General features: G+C 71.0%; 13 protein-coding genes. 8 read left to right on the top strand and 5 right to left on the bottom strand.

What is annotated here, in order from left to right; all coding sequences use genetic code 11:
- Positions 1–101 precede the first annotated feature (101 nt).
- The 4 genes from JLI01S_RS01925 to JLI01S_RS01910 all read left to right on the top strand — a co-directional run bounded on the left by JLI01S_RS01925 (position 102) and on the right by JLI01S_RS01910 (position 3973).
- Positions 102–773, top strand: coding sequence for a hypothetical protein (locus JLI01S_RS01925; protein ID WP_068259045.1), 672 nt, complete (start codon positions 102–104; stop codon positions 771–773).
- Complete coding sequence (locus tag JLI01S_RS01920; RefSeq protein WP_068259043.1) at positions 773–2086, top strand: CpaE/TadZ family protein; 1314 nt, start codon at positions 773–775, stop codon at positions 2084–2086. The genes JLI01S_RS01925 and JLI01S_RS01920 overlap by 1 nt, the downstream gene beginning before the upstream one ends.
- Positions 2087–2150: 64 nt before the next feature.
- Entirely contained in the window at positions 2151–3578 is a 1428-nt protein-coding gene (locus JLI01S_RS01915) for a WS/DGAT/MGAT family O-acyltransferase (RefSeq protein ID WP_068259040.1), read from the top strand.
- Between the two features lie 2 nt (positions 3579–3580).
- The gene (locus tag JLI01S_RS01910; RefSeq protein WP_084349120.1) at positions 3581–3973 is read left to right on the top strand and encodes a DUF6912 family protein; all 393 of its coding nucleotides are present in this window, start codon (positions 3581–3583) and stop codon (positions 3971–3973) included.
- Between the two features lie 20 nt (positions 3974–3993).
- Here the strand turns inward: JLI01S_RS01910 and JLI01S_RS01905 are convergent, their stop codons facing one another.
- From JLI01S_RS01905 to JLI01S_RS01895, 3 genes are read right to left on the bottom strand one after another with little or no spacing between them, the layout of a single operon-like run.
- Positions 3994–4482, bottom strand: coding sequence for a DUF2505 domain-containing protein (locus JLI01S_RS01905; protein ID WP_068259035.1), 489 nt, complete (start codon positions 4480–4482; stop codon positions 3994–3996).
- A 31-nt stretch (positions 4483–4513) separates the two neighbouring features.
- Positions 4514–5035, bottom strand: coding sequence for a hypothetical protein (locus JLI01S_RS01900; RefSeq protein WP_068259033.1), 522 nt, complete (start codon positions 5033–5035; stop codon positions 4514–4516).
- Complete coding sequence (locus tag JLI01S_RS01895; protein WP_157074781.1) at positions 5032–5331, bottom strand: hypothetical protein; 300 nt, start codon at positions 5329–5331, stop codon at positions 5032–5034. The genes JLI01S_RS01900 and JLI01S_RS01895 overlap by 4 nt, the downstream gene beginning before the upstream one ends.
- Before the next feature lie 172 nt (positions 5332–5503).
- On the opposite strand from JLI01S_RS01895, the gene JLI01S_RS01890 reads away from it, so the two are divergent.
- Together JLI01S_RS01890 and JLI01S_RS01885 are read left to right on the top strand one after the other, a co-directional pair.
- Complete coding sequence (locus JLI01S_RS01890) at positions 5504–10315, top strand: NAD-glutamate dehydrogenase (RefSeq protein ID WP_068259025.1); 4812 nt, start codon at positions 5504–5506, stop codon at positions 10313–10315.
- A gap of 47 nt (positions 10316–10362) precedes the next feature.
- Positions 10363–11826, top strand: coding sequence for a sensor histidine kinase (locus tag JLI01S_RS01885; RefSeq protein ID WP_068259023.1), 1464 nt, complete (start codon positions 10363–10365; stop codon positions 11824–11826).
- A 67-nt stretch (positions 11827–11893) separates the two neighbouring features.
- Here the strand turns inward: JLI01S_RS01885 and JLI01S_RS01880 are convergent, their stop codons facing one another.
- Positions 11894–12142 (bottom strand): WhiB family transcriptional regulator, encoded by a 249-nt coding sequence (locus JLI01S_RS01880; protein ID WP_007925026.1) that lies wholly within the window; start codon positions 12140–12142, stop codon positions 11894–11896.
- 199 nt (positions 12143–12341) lie between these two features.
- Between JLI01S_RS01880 and JLI01S_RS01875 the strand changes: the two genes are divergently transcribed.
- Complete coding sequence (locus JLI01S_RS01875; RefSeq protein WP_068259021.1) at positions 12342–12740, top strand: hypothetical protein; 399 nt, start codon at positions 12342–12344, stop codon at positions 12738–12740.
- A gap of 1 nt (position 12741) precedes the next feature.
- The gene (locus tag JLI01S_RS01870) at positions 12742–14448 is read left to right on the top strand and encodes an amidase (protein WP_068259011.1); all 1707 of its coding nucleotides are present in this window, start codon (positions 12742–12744) and stop codon (positions 14446–14448) included.
- A gap of 26 nt (positions 14449–14474) precedes the next feature.
- Here the strand turns inward: JLI01S_RS01870 and JLI01S_RS01865 are convergent, their stop codons facing one another.
- Complete coding sequence (locus JLI01S_RS01865; protein ID WP_068259009.1) at positions 14475–18653, bottom strand: FtsK/SpoIIIE domain-containing protein; 4179 nt, start codon at positions 18651–18653, stop codon at positions 14475–14477.
- Between the last annotated feature and the right edge of the window lie 11 nt (positions 18654–18664).

Genomic DNA, 18664 nt, shown 5'->3' with positions numbered 1-18664 from the left:
GGTCGGAGCACCGACCGTGGCCCTGTGGATGATCACCGGGCGAGCAGGCCGCCATCGGTGCATGATGCTGGTGACCCAGACATCGACTCGTGAGGAGTCTCGTGAGCTCCCTGCCCACGCCCACCGCCCGACGGTTGACCACGCCGTCGTGGAAGGACACCCGCCTGCTCATCGGCATCCTGCTGGTGCTCCTGTCCGTGATCATCGGGGCCCTGGCCTTCCGCGCAGCCGATGACCGTGTGGGTGTCTGGGCGGCCAGCACGACGCTCACACCCGGCGAGTCGATCGCCGAGAGTGACCTCACGAGGGTGGACGTCCAGCTGGGAGACGGAGCGAGCCGATACCTGAGCTCCGAGCAGGCGCTGCCCGATGGAGCGGTCATCGACCGTGAGCTGCGCGCGGGTGAGCTGTTGCCTCGGTCCGCGATCGTCAGCCCGCTCGACCTCGAGGTGCAACGTGTGCCGGTGCGGGTCGACCCCGTGTCGCTGACCAACCTGACCAAGGGCTCGCGGGTCACCGTGCTGGCGCCCACGATGCCGTCGGCCTCGGATGGCCGGCGCTCGCGCGAACGTCCGACCTACGAGGTCTTCGCTCGCCGGGTCACGGTCCATGCGCTGCCGAAGTCCTCGGGAGGCGTCATGGGGACGGGCAATGGGTCCGCAGCCATCCTCGTCGTCCCCAAGGACCTCGTGGCCGATCTGCTGTCCCTGGACGACAAGGACCACCCGATCAAGCTCGTCATCGAGGCCGGCAGCCCGGAGAAGAAGGACTGATGACGCTCACCGTGCTCACCGCTCTGTCCCATGACTGGGAGGGGCGGATGGTCGAGGTCGTCGACCGGCTGCCCGGTGTCAGCGTGGGTCGACGGTGCGTCGACCTCGCCGACCTGCTTGCTGCGGCATCCGCAGGTCTTGGCGACGTGGCCCTGGTCTCCGCGGACCTGCGTGGGCTCGACCGGGACGCGTTGGCCCATCTGCGTGCCCACGGGGTCGCTGTCGTGGGGGCGAGCCACGCCGCGGACGAAGGGCAGGAACGCCGTCTGCGGCAACTCGGCGTCGATCGCCACGTGCAGGTCGCCACCCCGGGTGAGGATCTCCTGGCGACGCTCACGTCCGCTCGTTCCGCACGGACCGCCTGCGCGACGGATGCGCAGGTGGGCTGGCCCGGGGAGGATCCGCCCACCGCGCCGATCGAGCCCGTCACCGACCTCACGCCGCCTCCTCCGACACCCGTCGAGCCAGCGCGCGGTCAGGTCATCGCCGTCTGGGGGCCCACGGGAGCGCCCGGCCGCAGCACGCTCGCGGTCAACCTTGCGAGCGAGCTCGCGGCAGCCGGTGCGCCCACCGTCCTCATCGATCTCGACACCTATGGTGCGGCCGTCGCACAACTGCTGAGCGTCCTCGACGAGGCTCCCGGGCTGGCGTCGGCCGCCCGAGCCTCCGAGCTCGGGACCCTCGACCTGATGGGTCTGGCGCGACTCGCCGTCGAGGTCTCGCCACGCTTTCGGGTCCTCACCGGTATCCCAACCCCGAGCCGCTGGCCGGAGGTCCGGTCCGCGGCCGTCGAACACATCATCGAGCTCTCCCGATCGCTGGCGGCGTTCGTCGTCCTCGACCTCGGCTTCGGCATCGAGGACGATGAGGAGCTGAGCTACGACACCGCGGCTCCGCGACGCAATGCGACCACCCTGGGTGGGCTGGCCGAGGCGGATGACCTGCTGCTCGTCGGAGCGGCAGACCCCGTGGGACTGCAACGGATGGTGCGGGCCGTCCAGGGCGTGGGGCAGGTGGCCTCGCCCCCGCCGCGGCCGGTGGTCAACCGGCTGCGGGCATCGTCGGTGGGCTCCGACCCGCGTCGCCGCGTCGAGACGTCGTTGGCGCGCTTCGCAGGAGTCGACGGCGTCGCCTTCCTCCCGGACGACCCGGCCGCTGCGGATGCGGCCCTGCTCGCCGGTCAGACGCTCGCCGAGTGCGCGCCGGACAGTCCGCTCCGGCAGGCGATCGCGCAGCTTGCGGCGACCTTCACCGGGGGAGCGGTCCCTGCGGGCAGGGCCTCCGGGCGGGGCCTGCTGCGACGACGGGCCTGATCGCGTCTGCGGTCACAGGACGAAGGGGGGTGCCTCACCCCCTTCGTCGTGTCACCATGTCCTCGTGGTGAACAGACTCGGTGCCCTGGACGCGGCCTTCCTCTATGTCGAGGAGCCCACCCTGCCGATGCACGTCGGCTCCGTGATGGTCTTCGAGCCTCCGGCCGAAGGCTTCGACTACGACCGGTTCGTCGCCGTCGTCGGTGACCGCATCGCGGGTCACGGTCGCTATCGCCAGCGCATCCGCCAGGTTCCCGGCCGTCTCGACAACCCGGTCTGGGTCGATGACCAGCACTTCGACCTGACCTACCACGTCCGGCGCTCCGCGGTGCCGAGCCCGGGGTCTCGGGGCGACCTCGAGGAGTTCGTCGCACGGATCATGGCCCGCCACCTCGACCGGGACCGCCCCCTGTGGGAGGCGTACTTCGTCGAGGGGCTTGCCGGTGGCCGCTTCGCGGTCGTCACCAAGGCCCACCAGTCCATGGTGGACGGCATCCACGCCGTCGACCTCGCTCATCTGCTCGTCGACCCGGATGCCGTGCCGGTCGACGACTCGGGATCAGCACCGCGCTCGGAGCCGTCGGACCTGCGTCTGGTGGCCGATGCTCTCCTCGGCTCGGTGCTCAACCCGGCCAGGGTCGTCGCGTCGGTGGGCGGCGGGCTACGAGACGTCTCCAGCACCGGCCGTCGGGCGGCCGAGACCGTCGGTCGCGTCGTCGCGACCCTGGCCAAGGTCGGCACTCGGCCAGCGCCCGACTCTCCCCTCAACACGCCCGTCGGTGCTGCGCGCCGGTACGTCATGGTCGACACCGACCTGGACGACTACCGCAAGATCCGCAGCCGCCTCGCCCGGGGCAAGTACGCGGAGGACGTCACGGTCAACGACGTCATCCTCGCCACGGTGACGGGCGCCCTGCGGGTCTGGATGCAGACCCGTGGGCTGCCGGTGACCGGCACCTCGACGATGCGGGTCATGGTCCCCATCAGCATCGTGGACGGGACCGGCGATCCGCTGACTGACGCGGCCATGGCCGCCTGCTTCATCGACCTGCCCATCGGGGAGAACAACCCTTCGATGAGGCTGCACCAGATCTCCTTTGCCATGCGTCAGCAGATCGAGTCGGCGTCGGCCGAGGGGGTCGGAGCGACCTCGTTGTCCTCGATCGGAGGGTTTGCGCCGCCGACCCTGCACACGCTGGGGGCACGGCTCGGGAGCGCCATGTCCCGCCGCCTCTTCAACCTCGTCATCACCAATGTCCCCGGTCCGCAGCAGGAGCTGCACGTCGAGGGCAGCCGGCTGGTCGAGACCTACCCGGTCATGCCCCTGGGCCGTGGTCAGGGCCTGGCCATCGGACTGACGTCGTACAACGGTCGGGTCTATTACGGACTCAACGGAGATCGCGACTCGATGACCGACCTCGGCCTGCTCGCGCAGGCCATCGAAGACGCACTGGCCGAGCTGAAGTCGGCCCAGCGCTCGAGGGGGGCGTGACCGTGCGCGCCTACCTCCCACTGGTGCTCTCTGAGCTGACGGGGGTCATCGCCGGGGGGCGTCTGCCCCAGCGCACCGGCTATGCGGTCACGACTGCACTGCGCTCGTGGGACCCGGCGGCCGACGAGGAAGACCTTGAGTTCGAGGCGATGTGTCAGGCCCTCGACGCGGCTCGCGAGCTGGGCGCCGGGCGACGGGTGGTCGCCTCGGCCGACGTGCGGGACTCCCCGGGCACGTCACAGGACGCCCGTCTCGACGACGTGCTCGACGTCGAGCTGCGCGACGTGGTGTCCTTCCACGTCGAGGAGGCCGAGGGCGCTGTGGGCGCAGGATATGACGACCTGCTCTGGTACGACGTGACCGAGTTGTCGGAGCTGGTCCGCGCCGAAGGGTGACCCGGCGGTCCGAGACCGGATCAGGCCAGGTGGGCCGTCAGCTGGCTGACCTCGTGGTCGATCGATTCTTCGATCGCCGGCTTGGCCGCCTCCTCGATCTTTTTGCCGAAGAGGGGGATCGAGCAGGTCAGGTCGGCGTCGATCGACAGTGACGACGCGGCACCGGTGGGGGAGAGCGTGATCGTCCCGACGAGTCCGAGTGGGACGCCCGCCACCGTGAGCTCGAGGTCGGCGTGACGGGCTCCGTCACCCTGTGCCGGTCGCCAGGTTTGCTGCTCCGTGATCGTCAGCGTGTCACCGACCATCGAGACGACCGGTCCGGGCATGCCGGTGGTGGGCAGGTGGCGCACGGAGCGCACCAGGACGCTGCCTCCGGCCTGGTCGGTGACGGTTGCGGTGGCGCGCGGCGCCTGTGCCTCGACCTTGGCCTGCTGGTACCGCTGCGTCGCGATGACGGCAAAGGCTTCCTCGACGCCGGCGGGCAGGGTGGCGCTGCGCGTGATCTTCATGGACACACGCTAGCGCGCAGCCGACGGTTCCTCATGCACGCAGGGCCGAGCTCGCCTCGGTGAGCAGGAGGGTGGCGTCGCGGCAGTCGGCCGCGAGTCGGGAGCGCTGTCGTCCCATGGTGGTGAGGAGCTGGTGGAGGCGGTCCTGCAGCCCCTCACGCAGCCGGTCGCCGTCGTGCTCGGCGCTGCCGTCAGCAACTCCTGTGATCCCCCAGGCGCGCATCAGTCGTCCCTCTCGCACCTCGAAGCCGGCTGTGGCGGCCTGCTCCTCGATCGCGCGCAGGTCAGCCGCGGAGCTCGCGAGGTCGGTGGCAGCGCGTTGGAGGGAGCGTGCGCAGGAGTCCATGGCGTCAGCGACCGACTCGAGCGAGTCGATCACGGCCGCCGTCCGGCGGCGGGTGGTCATGGCGACCGGACCGGTCCAGCCGGGGGCGCTGTCCTCGAGTGCGGGGGCCATCTGCTCCGCATCGTTGCGCAGCTGCAGGGCCGTGCGGCGCAGGCTTGCGGCGAGGGCGCTGAGCGAGGCCGGGTCACCGATCAGACGGTGGCTCATCGCAGGGGCCTGACCCGGGGCGCGCGGGTCGCGTCCTCCACCTGGCGGGTGCCAGCAGATCGGGGAAGTGCTGCCCCGATGCCCAGAGCGCCCTCGCGGCAGCTGGCGGAGATCTCGCGGAGCGCATCGACCGCTGCGTCGACGGCCCCGTCGACCGCGGACTGGGTCGTGTGGTCACCGACGGTGACCATGTGGTCGAGCAGTTGTTCCCCGGCCGTGGCGGCATGCTCAGCCGTGCTGGACATGGCGCTCCAGAGGGCGGCGAGGTCCTCGGGCCGGGGATGCGAAGGGGGCATGGTGCGACTCAGCCTAGCGACGCCGTTCCCACGCGGGCCGGGGCCGTCCACAGCCGTGTGAGTCGGTCCGCGGGACGATGACGTGACGCACGTCATGAGCGATACGCTCGAGCGGACGGGACAACGACGTCCCGTGACCACGTTGCGAACGCAGATCGAGGACGCCCCACACATGGCTCAGCTGCCTGCCCACACCGCCACCGACCACGCACCCGGTTTCACCGGGGAGCTCGCGAGCGCCGCCACCGCGGCCGGCGTCGAGCCCACCTTCGTCGAGCGGTACCTCCGACACATTGATGAGACGGCACTGCGCGAGCGCAGTCCCGAGCAACTCATCGCTCTGGCGACCTCGCACCGCGACGTCGCCGCGAGGCGTGCGCCCGAGGAGACGATCGTCGAGGTCGTCGACGGGGCGCTGTACATCGTCACCTCCGACCGCCCCTTCCTCGTGGACTCGGTCCTGGGGGAGCTCGGCGTCGAGGGCGTGGGTGTGGCCCTCTTGCTCCACCCTCTCTTCGTCGTCCGTCGGGCTGCCGACGGCACCCTCATGGAGGTCCTCGACCAGGACCCGAGGACCGAGCACTCCGACCCCGATCTGCGCGACGAGTCGTGGATCCGCATCGAGTTCGTGGATCGCGTCGACCTCTCGTTGCTGCGCGAGCGGGTGTCCGAGGTGGTTGACGCCGTCGCGGCGGCAGTCGACGACTGGGGCGCCATGAAGGCGGCGGTCGTCCAGGCAGCGGCCCTCCTGGAGGAGGCCCGCAGCATCGGGTCGGAGCAGTCCCAGGGGGCAACAGCCGAGTTCCTGCGGTGGCTCGTCGACGACCACTTCACCTTCATCGGGTCGCGCGACCATGTCGTCGAGTTCGACGGGGATGCCGGGGGAGTCGTCACTCCGATCCCCGGCAGCGGTCTGGGCATGCTGCGGTCGGACTCGACCGCGGAGTCGGTCACCCCGCTCGGCCGGGGCGCCCGCGACATCGACTGCCTGTCCATCGGCAAGTCGCGCGCCGTCCTCCCGGTCCACCGCGTCACGCACCCGGACCTCGTTGCCGTGCGCTTCACCGACGACCAGGGCCGCATCATCGAACGGCGCCTGGCGGGCCTCTTCTCGTCAACCGCCTACACGAGCTCGGTGCTGACGATCCCGCTCATCGCGGACAAGGTCGAGCAGACCCTCGCTGACATCGGTTGGGCCCGCGACAGCCACTCCGGCGCCTTCGCGATGCGCCTGTTCGAGACCTTCCCCCGGGACGAGCTCTTCCAGGCCCCCGTCAGCCACCTGCGCGAGGTCGTCACGCGGATCCAGCAGATGGTCCACGGCATGCGGACCGCGACCTTCCTGCGTCTGGACTCGGGGCAGCAGTTCGTCACTGCGATCGTCTACCTCCCCCGGGATCGGTACACGACCGTCGTGCGCCACCGGATCGAGGAGCGGCTGTGCGAAGCGACCGGTGCCGATGAGGTCTCCTACACCGCGCACGTGTCCGAGGAGCCGATGGCGCGGCTGTACTACATCCTGCGGGGTTCTGGCGGGGTCGTGCTGCCCGAGGGGGACGCCCACCGTGAGCTCGACGAGGCCGTCGCCGACGCGGTGCTCACGTGGGAGGAACGACTCGTGCGCGCCGCCGACACCCTGGTCGGAGGTGACGTGGCCGCGAGCCTGCTCGGACCGTGGGCCGGCGGGTTCCCCATCGACTACGAGGATGACTTCGACGCGGCCCAGGCCATCGCCGACCTGAAGAACCTCGTCACCCTCGGGGAAGCCACCCCCTTCGCCGGCGCCCTGTACCACCCCCGGCGTGGACACGGTGGCGGGGAGGACCCGCGGATCCGGCGGTTCAAGCTCTTCAGCATCGAAGAGGTGATCCTCGACGACCTCATGCCGATCTTCCGCGACCTGGGGGTCAAGGTGATCGAGGAGGAGCCCTACACCCTCACGCGGGCCGACGGCGTGACCGCAGGGATCTACGACCTGAGCCTGCGCATCGACGACCCAGCACTGTGGGAGGCGCACACCCACGAGGAGCTGCGCGAGCTCGTCGAGTCAGCCGTGCTGGCCGTGCGCTCGGGACGGACCGAGTCGGACGGGTTCAACGCGCTGATCATCCGCGCGGGACTGACCTGGCGCCAGGTCGGACTGCTCCGCGCGATCGGTCGGTACCTGCGGCAGGCCGGCGGTAGCTGGGGACAAAAGAGCCTCGAGTCCGCACTGGTCGACAACCACCTCATCGCGGCCGACATCGTGGCCCTCTTCGAGGCCCGGTTCGACCCCGAGACGCACGAGGGAGTCGCCGGTGAGGAGCGCGCGGCCGCAGAGCAGGAGATCGCCGACCGCATCGATGCCGCGCTCGAGGACGTCAGCTCGCTCGAGCACGACCGGATCATCCGGGCCTTCCTCGGCGTCATCGCCGCCACCCTGCGCACGAGCTATTTCGTCCGCGACGACGAGGGGCAGCCGTTGCCGCGGATGTCGTTCAAGCTGGAGCCGGCCAAGGTCCCGGACATGCCCAAGCCGCACCCGGCCTTCGAGATCTGGGTCCACAGCCCCCAGGTCGAGGGTGTCCACCTGCGCTTCGGTGCCGTCGCGCGTGGCGGACTGCGCTGGAGCGACCGGCGTGACGACTTCCGCACCGAGGTCCTCGGCCTGGTCAAGGCGCAGATGGTCAAGAACGCCGTCATCGTCCCCACCGGCAGCAAGGGTGGCTTCGTCGGCAAGCAGCTCCCGGACCCGGCGCTCGACCGTGAGGCGTGGATGCAGGCCGGTCGGTCCGCGTACCGGGCCTTCATCTCCGGACTGCTCGATGTGACCGACAACCGTGTCGACGGGGACATCGTCCCGCCGCAGCAGGTGGTGCGGCACGACGGAGACGACTCCTACCTGGTCGTCGCTGCCGACAAGGGGACCGCGACCTTCTCGGACCTGGCCAACTCGATCGCCCGCGAGTACGGCTTCTGGCTCGATGACGCCTTCGCCTCCGGCGGGTCCGTCGGGTACGACCACAAGGGCATGGGCATCACGGCACGCGGTGCGTGGGAGTCGGTCAAGCGGCACTTCCGCGAGCTGGGCCACGACACCCAGAGCGAGGACTTCACCGTCGTCGGCATCGGTGACATGAGCGGCGATGTCTTCGGCAACGGCATGCTCCTGTCGGAGCACATCCGGCTCGTCGCGGCCTTCAACCACCTGCACATCTTCATCGACCCGCAGCCCGACGCAGCCGCATCCCACGCCGAGCGGAGCCGGTTGTTCAACCTGCCGCGGAGCACGTGGGACGACTACGACCGTTCGCTCGTGAGCGAGGGAGGCGGCGTGTGGTCCCGCAGCGCCAAGTCGGTGCCGGTCAGCGAGCAGGCGGCTGCAGCCCTCGGTCTCGACGGCCCGACGTCGATGACCCCCAACGAGCTCATCCACCTCATCCTGCAGGCGCCGGTCGACCTGCTGTGGAACGGCGGCATCGGCACCTATGTCAAGGCCGGCGCCGAGTCGCACGGTGATGTGGGCGATCGCGCCAACGACCCCATCCGGGTCGACGGGGCGCAGCTGCGCACGCGCGTCATGGGCGAAGGGGGCAACCTCGGTGCCACCCAGCGTGGCCGGATCGAGGCGGCCGGAGCCGGGGTGCGCATCAACACGGACGCGGTCGACAACTCGGCGGGCGTCGACACCTCGGACCGCGAGGTCAACATCAAGATCTTGCTGGGTGAGGCGATCCGGCAGGGCACGCTCGACCCGGAGGACCGCGTCGAGCTGCTCGCCTCGATGACCGACGAGGTCGCGGAGCAGGTGCTGCGCGACAACTACGAGCAAAATGTCCTCCTCGGCAATGCCCGAGCCCAGGACGGGGCGATGCTCGTGGTGCACGAGCGGCTCATGGAGGAGCTCGTCGAGCGGGGCGATCTCGAGCGCGACCTGGAGTTCCTGCCGAGCAGCTCCCAGGTCGCCGAGCGGATGGCTGCGCACGAGGGACTGTCCTCGCCCGAGCTCGCGGTCCTGCTGGCCTACTCCAAGATGTCCCTCAAGGCCGACCTGCTCGAGTCGGATCTGCCTGATGACCCGGCCACGGAGCGTCAGCTCACCGACTACTTCCCGTCGCCGCTGCGCGCGACCTATGGCGAGGCCCTGCGGTCACACCCCCTTCGTCGCGAGATCGTCACCACAGCGGTCGCCAACGACCTGGTCAACCGCGGGGGGATCACCTTCGTCCAGCGGGCGGTCGAGGAGACGAGCGCGACCTCTCCCCAGGTGGCCCGAGCCTTCCTCGTCAGCCGCGAGGTCTTCGGTCTCGACGACTTCGTCGCCCGGGTCGAGGCCCTGGACAATGTCGTCCCGACCAAGGTGCAGACCAGGCTCTATCTCGAGCTGCGCAGGCTGATGGACCGGTCCGTGCGGTGGTTCCTCGCCAACCGTCCGGGTCGCTTGGACGTGGCGCACGAGATCGAGCGGTTTGCGCAGCCGGTCTCGCAGATCGCTCCCCAGCTCCCTGAGCTGTTGCGGGGTTCGCAGGCAGAGCGGCTGGGGCGCAAGGCCCAGGACCTCGTCGATGCCGGCGTGCCGACCGACCTGGCTCGCCGCACGGCGATCCTGCTCGACCTGTACTCCGTGCTCGACATCGTCGACATGGCTCACGAAGGTGGACGCACGCCCATGGAGGTGGCGGAGTGCTACTACCTGCTCTCCGAGACCTTCGGCATCGACGAGCTGCTCATCCTGGTCACGCGGTTGCCGCGCGAGGAGCGGTGGGATGCCATGGCACGTGGAGCGCTGCGGGACGACCTGTACGCCACCCTGCACTCTCTGACGAGCTCGGTGCTCGGACGAGACGGGCAGGACGCTGCGGCTCGGTTCGCCGAGTGGTCCCGGGAGCACGACGAGGCGGTCGAGCGGGTCCAGACGCAGCTGGCGGGCATCCGGCAGCTCTCCTCGCCCGGCGTGGCGGCGCTCTCGGTGGCGCTGCGCACCTTGCGCTCAGTCACTCGCTGATCGAGGGGGAGGCCCCGCCCGTGTCCGCACGTCACTAGGATCGCGGCGTGCGGACACTGGCGGACTTCCTGCGGATCACACCGGGCCTCGACGAGGCAGACACGGAGCGCTTGCACCTGCTCGTGGAGGACTGGCACCTGCTGGCGGACCTGTCCTTCAGCGACCTCGTCCTCTGGGTCGCCCACGCAGGGGGCTGGGTCGCGGCTGCGCACACCCGACCGATGACGGGCCCGATGGTCTTCGTCGAGGAGGTCGTGGGCCAGGAGGCGAGCGTCATCTTCGGTGACCTCATCATGCGTGCCGCCCGCGACGGCCAGAGTGAGCATGTGCGCGAGCGCGGTCAGGACCTCATCCACGAGCGCGCCCGCCTCGTCCGCCGCTCGGGTCGCGTCCTCGGGATCCTGAGCATCCATGACCAGCTCGACAGCGGCCGCCCACAGACCCGGCTGGAAGAAAACTATGCGGGCATGGGGGACGAGCTCTTCACCATGGTGGCCGAGGGCACGTGGCCGACGTCGGCGTCCCCCAGCGGGGCGCACCGCGGAGCCCCCCGTGTCGGTGACGGGGTCATGCGCATGGACGAGGCGGGCACCGTCGAGTACGCCTCGCCCAATGCCCTGAGCGCGGTCCGGCAGCTCGGCCACCAGGGGAGCGTCGAGGGAGAGGTCCTCGTCCAGATCCTCAGCAGCCTGCCCCGCGAGGCAGGGCATCTCGACGAGGGGCTGGCGCTCGTGGCCATGGGGCGAGCGGCATGGCGCTCGGACATCTCCGTGGGTGGAGCAGCCTTGGCCATCCGGGCGATCCCGCTCATGCGGGGGCGCGTGCGGCACGGCGCGATCGTCGTCGTCAGGGATGTCTCGGAGCTGCGCCGGCGCGGCAGCGAGCTGATGACCAAGGACCAGACCATCCGGGAGATCCACCACCGGGTGAAGAACAACTTGCAGACGGTCGCGGCTCTGCTGCGCATGCAGTCGCGCAGGGTCCCCGACGAGTCGGCCAAGGAAGCCCTCGACGAGGCGGTTCGCCGCGTCGGAGTCATCGCGATGATCTACGAAGCGTTGAGCACCGGGTTTGCGGAGACCGTCGACTTCGACGATGTCGCCGTCCGGGGACTGCGGGCGATTGTCGAGGTCGCCCGCACGAGCGGGGCGATCGACTCACGAGTCACCGGGTCCTTCGGCATGGTCCGGGCGGAGGACGCGACCGCGGTCGGCCTCATCCTCTCGGAGCTGGTACAAAACGCCGTCGAGCACGGCATACCCGAGGGCGGGGTCGTGCGCGTGGATGCCCAGCGCACGAGTGCGGACGGGGGCGACGACATCCTGCGGGTGACGGTCGTCGACGACGGCGCCGGGCTCCCCACGGGCTTTCGGCCCAGTCGGGCTGGCCTCGGGACCCGCATCGTCACCTCGATGGTGCACGACCTGGGCGGGCAGATCCGGTGGGACGATGTCGACCCCCACGGGACGCGAGTGCGCTTCAGCGTGCGTCTGCGCGGCGTCGAGACCTGATCGCTCCAGACACGACGAAACCGCCCCCGAGCGGGTGCTCGGAGACGGCGGTCAGGTGCAGGTGAGGTCAGCCGGCGCGGCGGGCGCGGGCCTTGCGGCGCTTGAGGGCGCGGCGCTCGTCCTCGGACAGGCCACCCCAGACTCCGGCGTCCTGGCCGGACTCGATGGCCCACTTGAGGCAGGTGTCAACGACCTCGCACCGGCGGCACACCTTCTTGGCCTCCTCGATCTGCGCGATCGCGGGGCCGGTGTTGCCGATGGGAAAGAACAGTTCCGGATCTTCGTCCAGACAGGCTGCGCGGTCGCGCCAATCCATGAGGGTGGTGCTCCTTGTTGTCGGGGAGGTCGTTGTTGCTCGGCACACGGTGCCGTGGACGACCGGGAGTGCACCAAGCCGTGGACGAGCCACGACTCAATACACACACCATTGTCCAAGATACCGCTCGGTATGCCAACGGTGTGGGAGAACGGCTTGTTCCTTCTACGCGTGTGTTCGGTCACCTACGCTGCTGGTCGTGACCCCGAGCAACCCCCTTCCCCCTCCCACGCCCCCCGCACTCGCTGCCGCTGGCGTCTGCCTGATCGAGGCCCTGCTGCTCGTCGTGACCGCGGCCCTCTACGGGTTGGAGCTGGCCGACGGGCGCGCCGCGGATGCCAACACCGCCTCGATGTCCCTCGTGGTGTGCCTGATCTTTGCCATCCTCCTGGCCGTGCTCGCGGCCGCCTGGCACAAGGGGGCGAGGTGGCCGCGCACGCCGACGCTGGTGTGGAATGTCCTGCTCCTCCCGGCGGCGTGGACGCTCACGACGACCAACGGCATCTGGGTCGGGCTGACGCTCGCCGTGGTCGCCGTGGCCGGGATCCTGGCCTCGCTCCTCGCCCCCTCCGCGGACCTCCCGGATCGGACCCTCTGACATGGGCACCTTCGACGTCGTCGAGGCGGACATCGCGTCCCTGCGTGCAGCCCTCGCATCCGGCGAGACGACCAGCGAGCAGCTCGTCACCGCCTACCTCGCCCGCATCGCGGCCTATGACGACGACGGCATCCGGCTCAATGCCGTCGTCGTCCCCAACCCGGACGCGCTCGAGGACGCTCGGGCCAGCGATGCCCGGCGGACGCAGGGGGAGTCGTTGGGTCCGCTCGACGGGATCCCCTACACGGCCAAGGACTCGTACCTCGCCCGGGGACTGACGTGCGCGAGCGGGTCGCCCGCCTTCGCCGACCTGGTGGCGCAGCGTGACGCCTTCACCATCGAGCGGCTGCGGGGCGGGGGTGCGGTGCTCATCGGCTTGACCAACATGCCACCGATGGCCAACGGCGGCATGCAGCGCGGCGTCTACGGTCGCGCGGAGAGTCCCTACAACGGCAGCTACCTCACTGCTGCCTTCGGCTCGGGGTCGTCCAACGGGTCAGGGTCGGCGACGGCGGCCAGCTTCGCCGCCTTCGGGCTGGGTGAGGAGACCTGGTCGTCGGGGCGTGCGCCGGCCAGCAACAACGCGCTGTGCGCCTACACCCCTTCCCGTGGTGTGATCTCGGTGCGAGGCAACTGGCCCCTCGTCCCCTCGATGGACGTCGTGGTCCCCCACACGCGGACGATGGCCGACCTGCTCGAAGTCCTCGACATCATCGTGGCTGACGACCCGGACACCACCGGCGACCTGTGGCGCACCCAGCCGTGGATCGCGGTGCCGGACGCCTCGGCGCTGCGCCCGCCGTCGTACCCAGCACTGCGGACGGGGGACACGTCCCCCCTTCGCGGGCTGCGTCTGGGGGTGCCGCGGATGTATCTGGGGACCGACGAGGAGGCCGGGACCGGGATCGGGTTCGGCGGGCCGATCGGCGATCGGATCGAGCCTCGCCCGAGCTCGTTGGAGCTCTTCGAAGCGGCGCGCGCAGACCTGGAGGCTGCGGGCGCCGAGGTCGTCGAGACCGACTTCCCTGTCGTCTCCAATTACGACGGCGACCGGGCCGGAGCACCGACGGTGCGCACCCGGGGCCTGCTGCCCGACGGGTATCTCGACGAGGAGATCTGGGACCAGGCGATGTGGGGCTGGGAGACCTTTTTGCAGGCGAACGGCGACCCGGACCTCCACCGGCTCGTGGACGTCGACGGGCCGCAGATCTTCCCTCACCCCGCGGGCTCGTTGCCGTATCGCTACGGCGACCTCGACTTCGACCTCGCGGACTACGTCACCCGAGCCCAGGAGGTGGGAGTCGTCGAGGACGTCACCACCCTGCCCCTGCTCGAAGGGGGCTTGCGCGGCCTCGAGGAGACCCGTCGGGTCGACCTCGAGGAGTGGATGGACGATCTCGGGCTCGACGCCGTGATCTTCCCGGCCGTCGCGGACGTGGGTCCCGCCGACGCCGATGTCAACGAGGAGTCGGCTGACATCGCGTGGCGCAACGGCGTGTGGGTGGCCAACGGCAACCTGGTGCCACGTCACCTGGGCATCCCCACCGTCACTGTCCCGATGGGCACGATGCCCGACATCGGCATGCCGATCGGTCTGACCTTCGCCGGGCGAGGGTGGGACGACAACCGACTGCTGGCGATCGCCGCGGCCTTCGAGGCCGCCGGTCACCGTCGCACCGAGCCGCCGCGCACGCCGCGTCTGGACTGAGCCGCAGGTCGCGCCGGGGGGTCCGCTCAGGTGGGTGGCAGTGCCTCGACGTCGGGGAGGGCGACCTGCACCTCCTCGGCCCGGCCGTCGACGATGAGGTATCCGCGGCCGGGGGTGCGCGTGAGCGGGGGCACCCGCAGTCCGAGTGCGTCACCGTCGGAGCGCGACGAGGGCTGCAGCAGGATGCCGGCGCGGGCGCGCGCCAGGTCTGAGACGAGCCCTCGCACCTGGCTGGCGGCTGTCTGGGTCGACGTCGAGCCGATGACCAGGCCTCGGTCAGCGTCGAGCCGACGCAGGATCTCCTTGATCACGTCGGCAACCGGGGCTGCGTCGAGACGGTCGAGCTCGTCAGCCACGACGGCCAGGTCCGGATGCCGCTGCCGCAGGGCGAGGAGCTCGTCCCGGTCGTCAGGACCCAGGGTCGGGCAGCCGAGTCCGGCGGCGATCTCACCGGAGCCCACGACGACGAGGGGCTGTCCCGCTGTCGCCACCTGCCGGGCGAGCAGCGCCAGCGTGGTGGTCCGTCCGCTGCGGGGCGGACCGCAGACGAGGAGACGTCGGGCACCATCGGTGCGCCAGACCAGGGGCTCGCTCCCGACACCGCCGACCCCGACCGGGATGCGCTCACGGTCAGCGGGTGGCAGCAGGGTGAGGGCGATGGACGTGGGCAGGGGCTCGACGGCCCAGGGCGGGACGCGCGTGGGTGGGTGCTCCTGCGTCGTGGAGGAGGTTGCTCCCGGCTGTGCCACCTGGACGAGGTGACCACCAGGTTGCAGCCGCGCCCGCCCGGGGACGAGTCGGTCCGAGATCTCGGTGCGAGTGAGCCCCGCGAGGGCCGCGTCGCCGCGGTCGCTCAGGTGCAGCACGAGCCGCGTCGTGACGAGTGACGACACCCGACCGGAGAGCAGCTCGCGCCCTCCGGTGACCAGGACCCGCAAGCCGACCGCAATGCCGTCACGCATGAGGGTCTCGAGGGCCTCGGCGCTCTCGCCCAGGTCCATTGACCCGCGGGGGCGGGTGACACGACCCCACCCGTCGATGGCCAGCAGGAGGTGGGGTGGTGGCATCGGACCGCTCGGGTCCTCCTCATGTGCCGTCCACCAGGCATCGAGGGTCGAGTGGCCGCTGCCGCGCAGGAGGGAGCGCCGCTCGGCGATGTCGTCCTCGAGCCGGTTGAGGAACCGGCCGACCACCGTGGTCTCCTCCCCGTCGACGATGCTGCCGACATGGGGCAGTGCCGTCAGGGTCGACAGGCGGGCCGACCCGTCGCCGATGATCTGCACCTGCAGGCGGTCGGGCGACCACGGGCGCGCCGCAGCGGTGACGAGCGAGGCGATGGTGCTCGTGCGCCCGGAGCCGGGGCCGCCGACGACCATCCAGTGTCCCTCGACGGTCGACCAGACCAGCGGCGACTGACGCTGCTCGGCCGGCAGGTCCACGAGGCCGAAGGACGCGCCGCCCGCTGCTGCGTCCGGCAGGTCGGCAGGGTCGAGCGTGTCGGGCAGGGGCGGCAACCACGGCCGGTGGGGCGTCGGCAGGTCCAACGATCCGGCGAGCCGGACCATCGTGCTCGTGAGGCACTGCAGGTCGGTCGGACCGGCGTCCTCGACCGCTGGGGGAGGAGGCCAGGGGTCTCCAGGTCGGCGCACGAGCAGTGCGCCGCCGGCCCCCTCGGCGTGCCCGGCAACCCGACCGGTCTGGAAGGGCCGTGCCGGGCTCCCGCCGGTGCTCGCCAGGGCTCGGCCGGGCGAGGCCTCTGGGATGTCCACGGCGTCCGGGCAGCCGATGACATCGTCACTGTCGACCCGGTCGCGCACCCGCAGAGCGATGCGCAGGTTGACATTGGCCTTGATGTCCGCGGAGACGATGCCGCCCGGTCGCTGTGTGGCGAGCACGAGGTGGACGCCGAGTGAGCGACCGACGGCAGCGATGCGCATGAGGTGGGCGAGGGCGTCCGGCTGCTCCTCGGCGAGCATGCGGAACTCGTCGATGACGATCATCAGCCGGGGCAGCGGCTCGCCACGGTGGTCGTCGATGTCCTTGGCTCCCGAGGCGGCGAGCACGTGCTCGCGCCGGGTCAGCTCGGCGTCGAGGCTTGTCAGCGCCCGCTCGGCCGCGGCCGGGTCGAGGTCAGTGAGCATGCCGACGGTGTGCGGCAACCGGGCGCACTCGGCGAAGGCGGCGCCGCCCTTGTAGTCGACGAGCACGAAGGTGATCTCTTGGGGTGACAGGTGCGCGGCGAGCGAGGCCACCCAGCTCTGCAGGAACTCCGACTTGCCGGATCCCGTCGTCCCCGCCACCAGGGCGTGCGGGCCGTCCCGGCGCAGGTCGATGCGCACGTCACCCTCGCCGGCTGCGCCGACGATGACACCGAGGTCAGGGGGACGCTGCGAACTGGCGGCTCGCCACCGCCCGTGGATCACCGACTCGTCATCGGGGGAGAGATCGAGCAGGTCCACGAGCCGGGCGGACGAGGGCAGGGTGCCGCCCTGGGTGTCAGGTGTGGCATCCCGCAGCGGTGCGAGCGCGGTGGCGATCCGTCGTCCCCAGCTCTCGCCCGTGCCGTCGACGACTCCGCGTGCGGCCTGCTCGCCGGCGAGCAGCAGCCGCAGGTCATCGCCGTCGAGGACCGCCACGGCCCGCGCCTCGTGGGGCAGCTCGGACCGGCTGTCGGCGAGGGCGATGACGAGGACGCGCTGGGGGCCCCCTTCGCTCATGGTCGTGCGCAGGCCGGGGTCGGCCCGCCAGGCACCCGCGCCGTCGACGAAGACGATGTGTGCCACCGGTGGTGGCTCACCCTCCCGACGGCGGTCGGGGGACGTGGCGGTGCGTTCGGCGGTGAGGCGGGCGAGTCCGGCGAGCAGTGCAGCTCCGGTCTCGGGGGTGATGGCGACGCGGGCCGAGTCCGGCAGGTCGTCGTGGCCGCGCAGGTGGACCAGCCCGGCGAAGGGGGACCACCACCCCTCGTCGTCTGCCACCACGCTGACCCGGACGTCGTGGTGCGAGTGCAGGACGAGCAGCTGACCGAGCAGGTGCCGGGCAAGCCGATGGCGCACTGCACTCGGTCCGGCCACCCCGAGGACCCCGACCTCCGCGAGGTCGACGGTGAGGGGCACGTCCTCGAGCACCGGATGGTCGCGCACCCCGGCGCTGTGCTCGACCTCGAGCTTGGCCGGTAGCGCGCCGAGCCCCAGCCGCAGGCAGAGGTGCTCGTCATGCTGGGCGCGCCTCTCCCACAGACGGGCCGACTCGCCACGGGCGGCGTCGAGGAGCGCGGCCGGGTCAGGGGCGGCGCGCAGCCGCTCACGCCGCTCCGAGGCCATCGCCGCGGACAGCCGCGCACCCGCGCGGGAGCGCTCGCGGACCCACGCGGCGTGGGCCTCGCGGTGCTCACGCCGCGAGCTCGTGCGATCCGACAGGGTGGAGCCGAGGACGAGGAGCGGGGAGAGCAGACCAAAGAGCAGCATCCGCGGTCCGAAGAAGTAGGCGAGCACCCCGGCAAAGGGCAGCGGGAGGAGCACCATGACCCAGGGGATGCGCCGCCGGGCAGGGGCTCGTGGCTCCTCGGGCACGCGGATGGTCACGGGAGTGCCGGAGCGAGGCAGGTGCGGGGTGGGATTGACCCCGAGCGTCCCCTGGCCGGTGGGGACGCGGCGCGCCGGTCGTGGTCGACGGGTCTCGAGGGCGAGGCTGCTGTGCCCGGCTCGCAGATGGCTGCCGGCACGCACCCGGACGCCGGTGGGTGGGAGGTGCTCGCCGTCGATGAGGGTGCCGTTTGTCGTGTCGAGGTCGCGCAGGTGCACCCCGTCGCGGTCGACGGTCAGCTCCAGGTGCTCGCGGGAGAGGGCGTCATCAGCCAGCCGGAAGGTGGCAGCGTCGCCGCGCCCGACCGTGTGCCGGCCCGGAGAGAGGTCATGGGTCCGCCCGGCATCGGGTCCGCACGTCGTCACCAGGCGCAGGGGCGCGCGCCTCGGCTCGTGTGCACGCGCGCCGGCATCGCCCAGGACGAGGATGGCTCCGTCGAGCAGGGGCGGAAGGCCGACCGGCGCGCTGTCGGCGAGGCGCTCGCCGCCGACGTGCACGGGCGCGCCGGGACGCCCGATCGAGGCCAGCAGATCACCGAGCTCGTGGTGCCCCTCGGCGCGCACGTCGATGGTCTCGGCGCCTGCACCGTGAGTATCGATGACGCTCATCCGCAGCTGCATGTGGGCACGGT

The sequence above is a fragment of the Janibacter limosus NBRC 16128 genome (genome assembly GCF_001570985.1).
GTDB classification, from domain to species: domain Bacteria; phylum Actinomycetota; class Actinomycetes; order Actinomycetales; family Dermatophilaceae; genus Janibacter; species Janibacter limosus.
The sequence above is the reverse complement of the archived record's forward strand: the minus strand, read 5'-3'. Positions and strand labels throughout refer to the sequence as shown.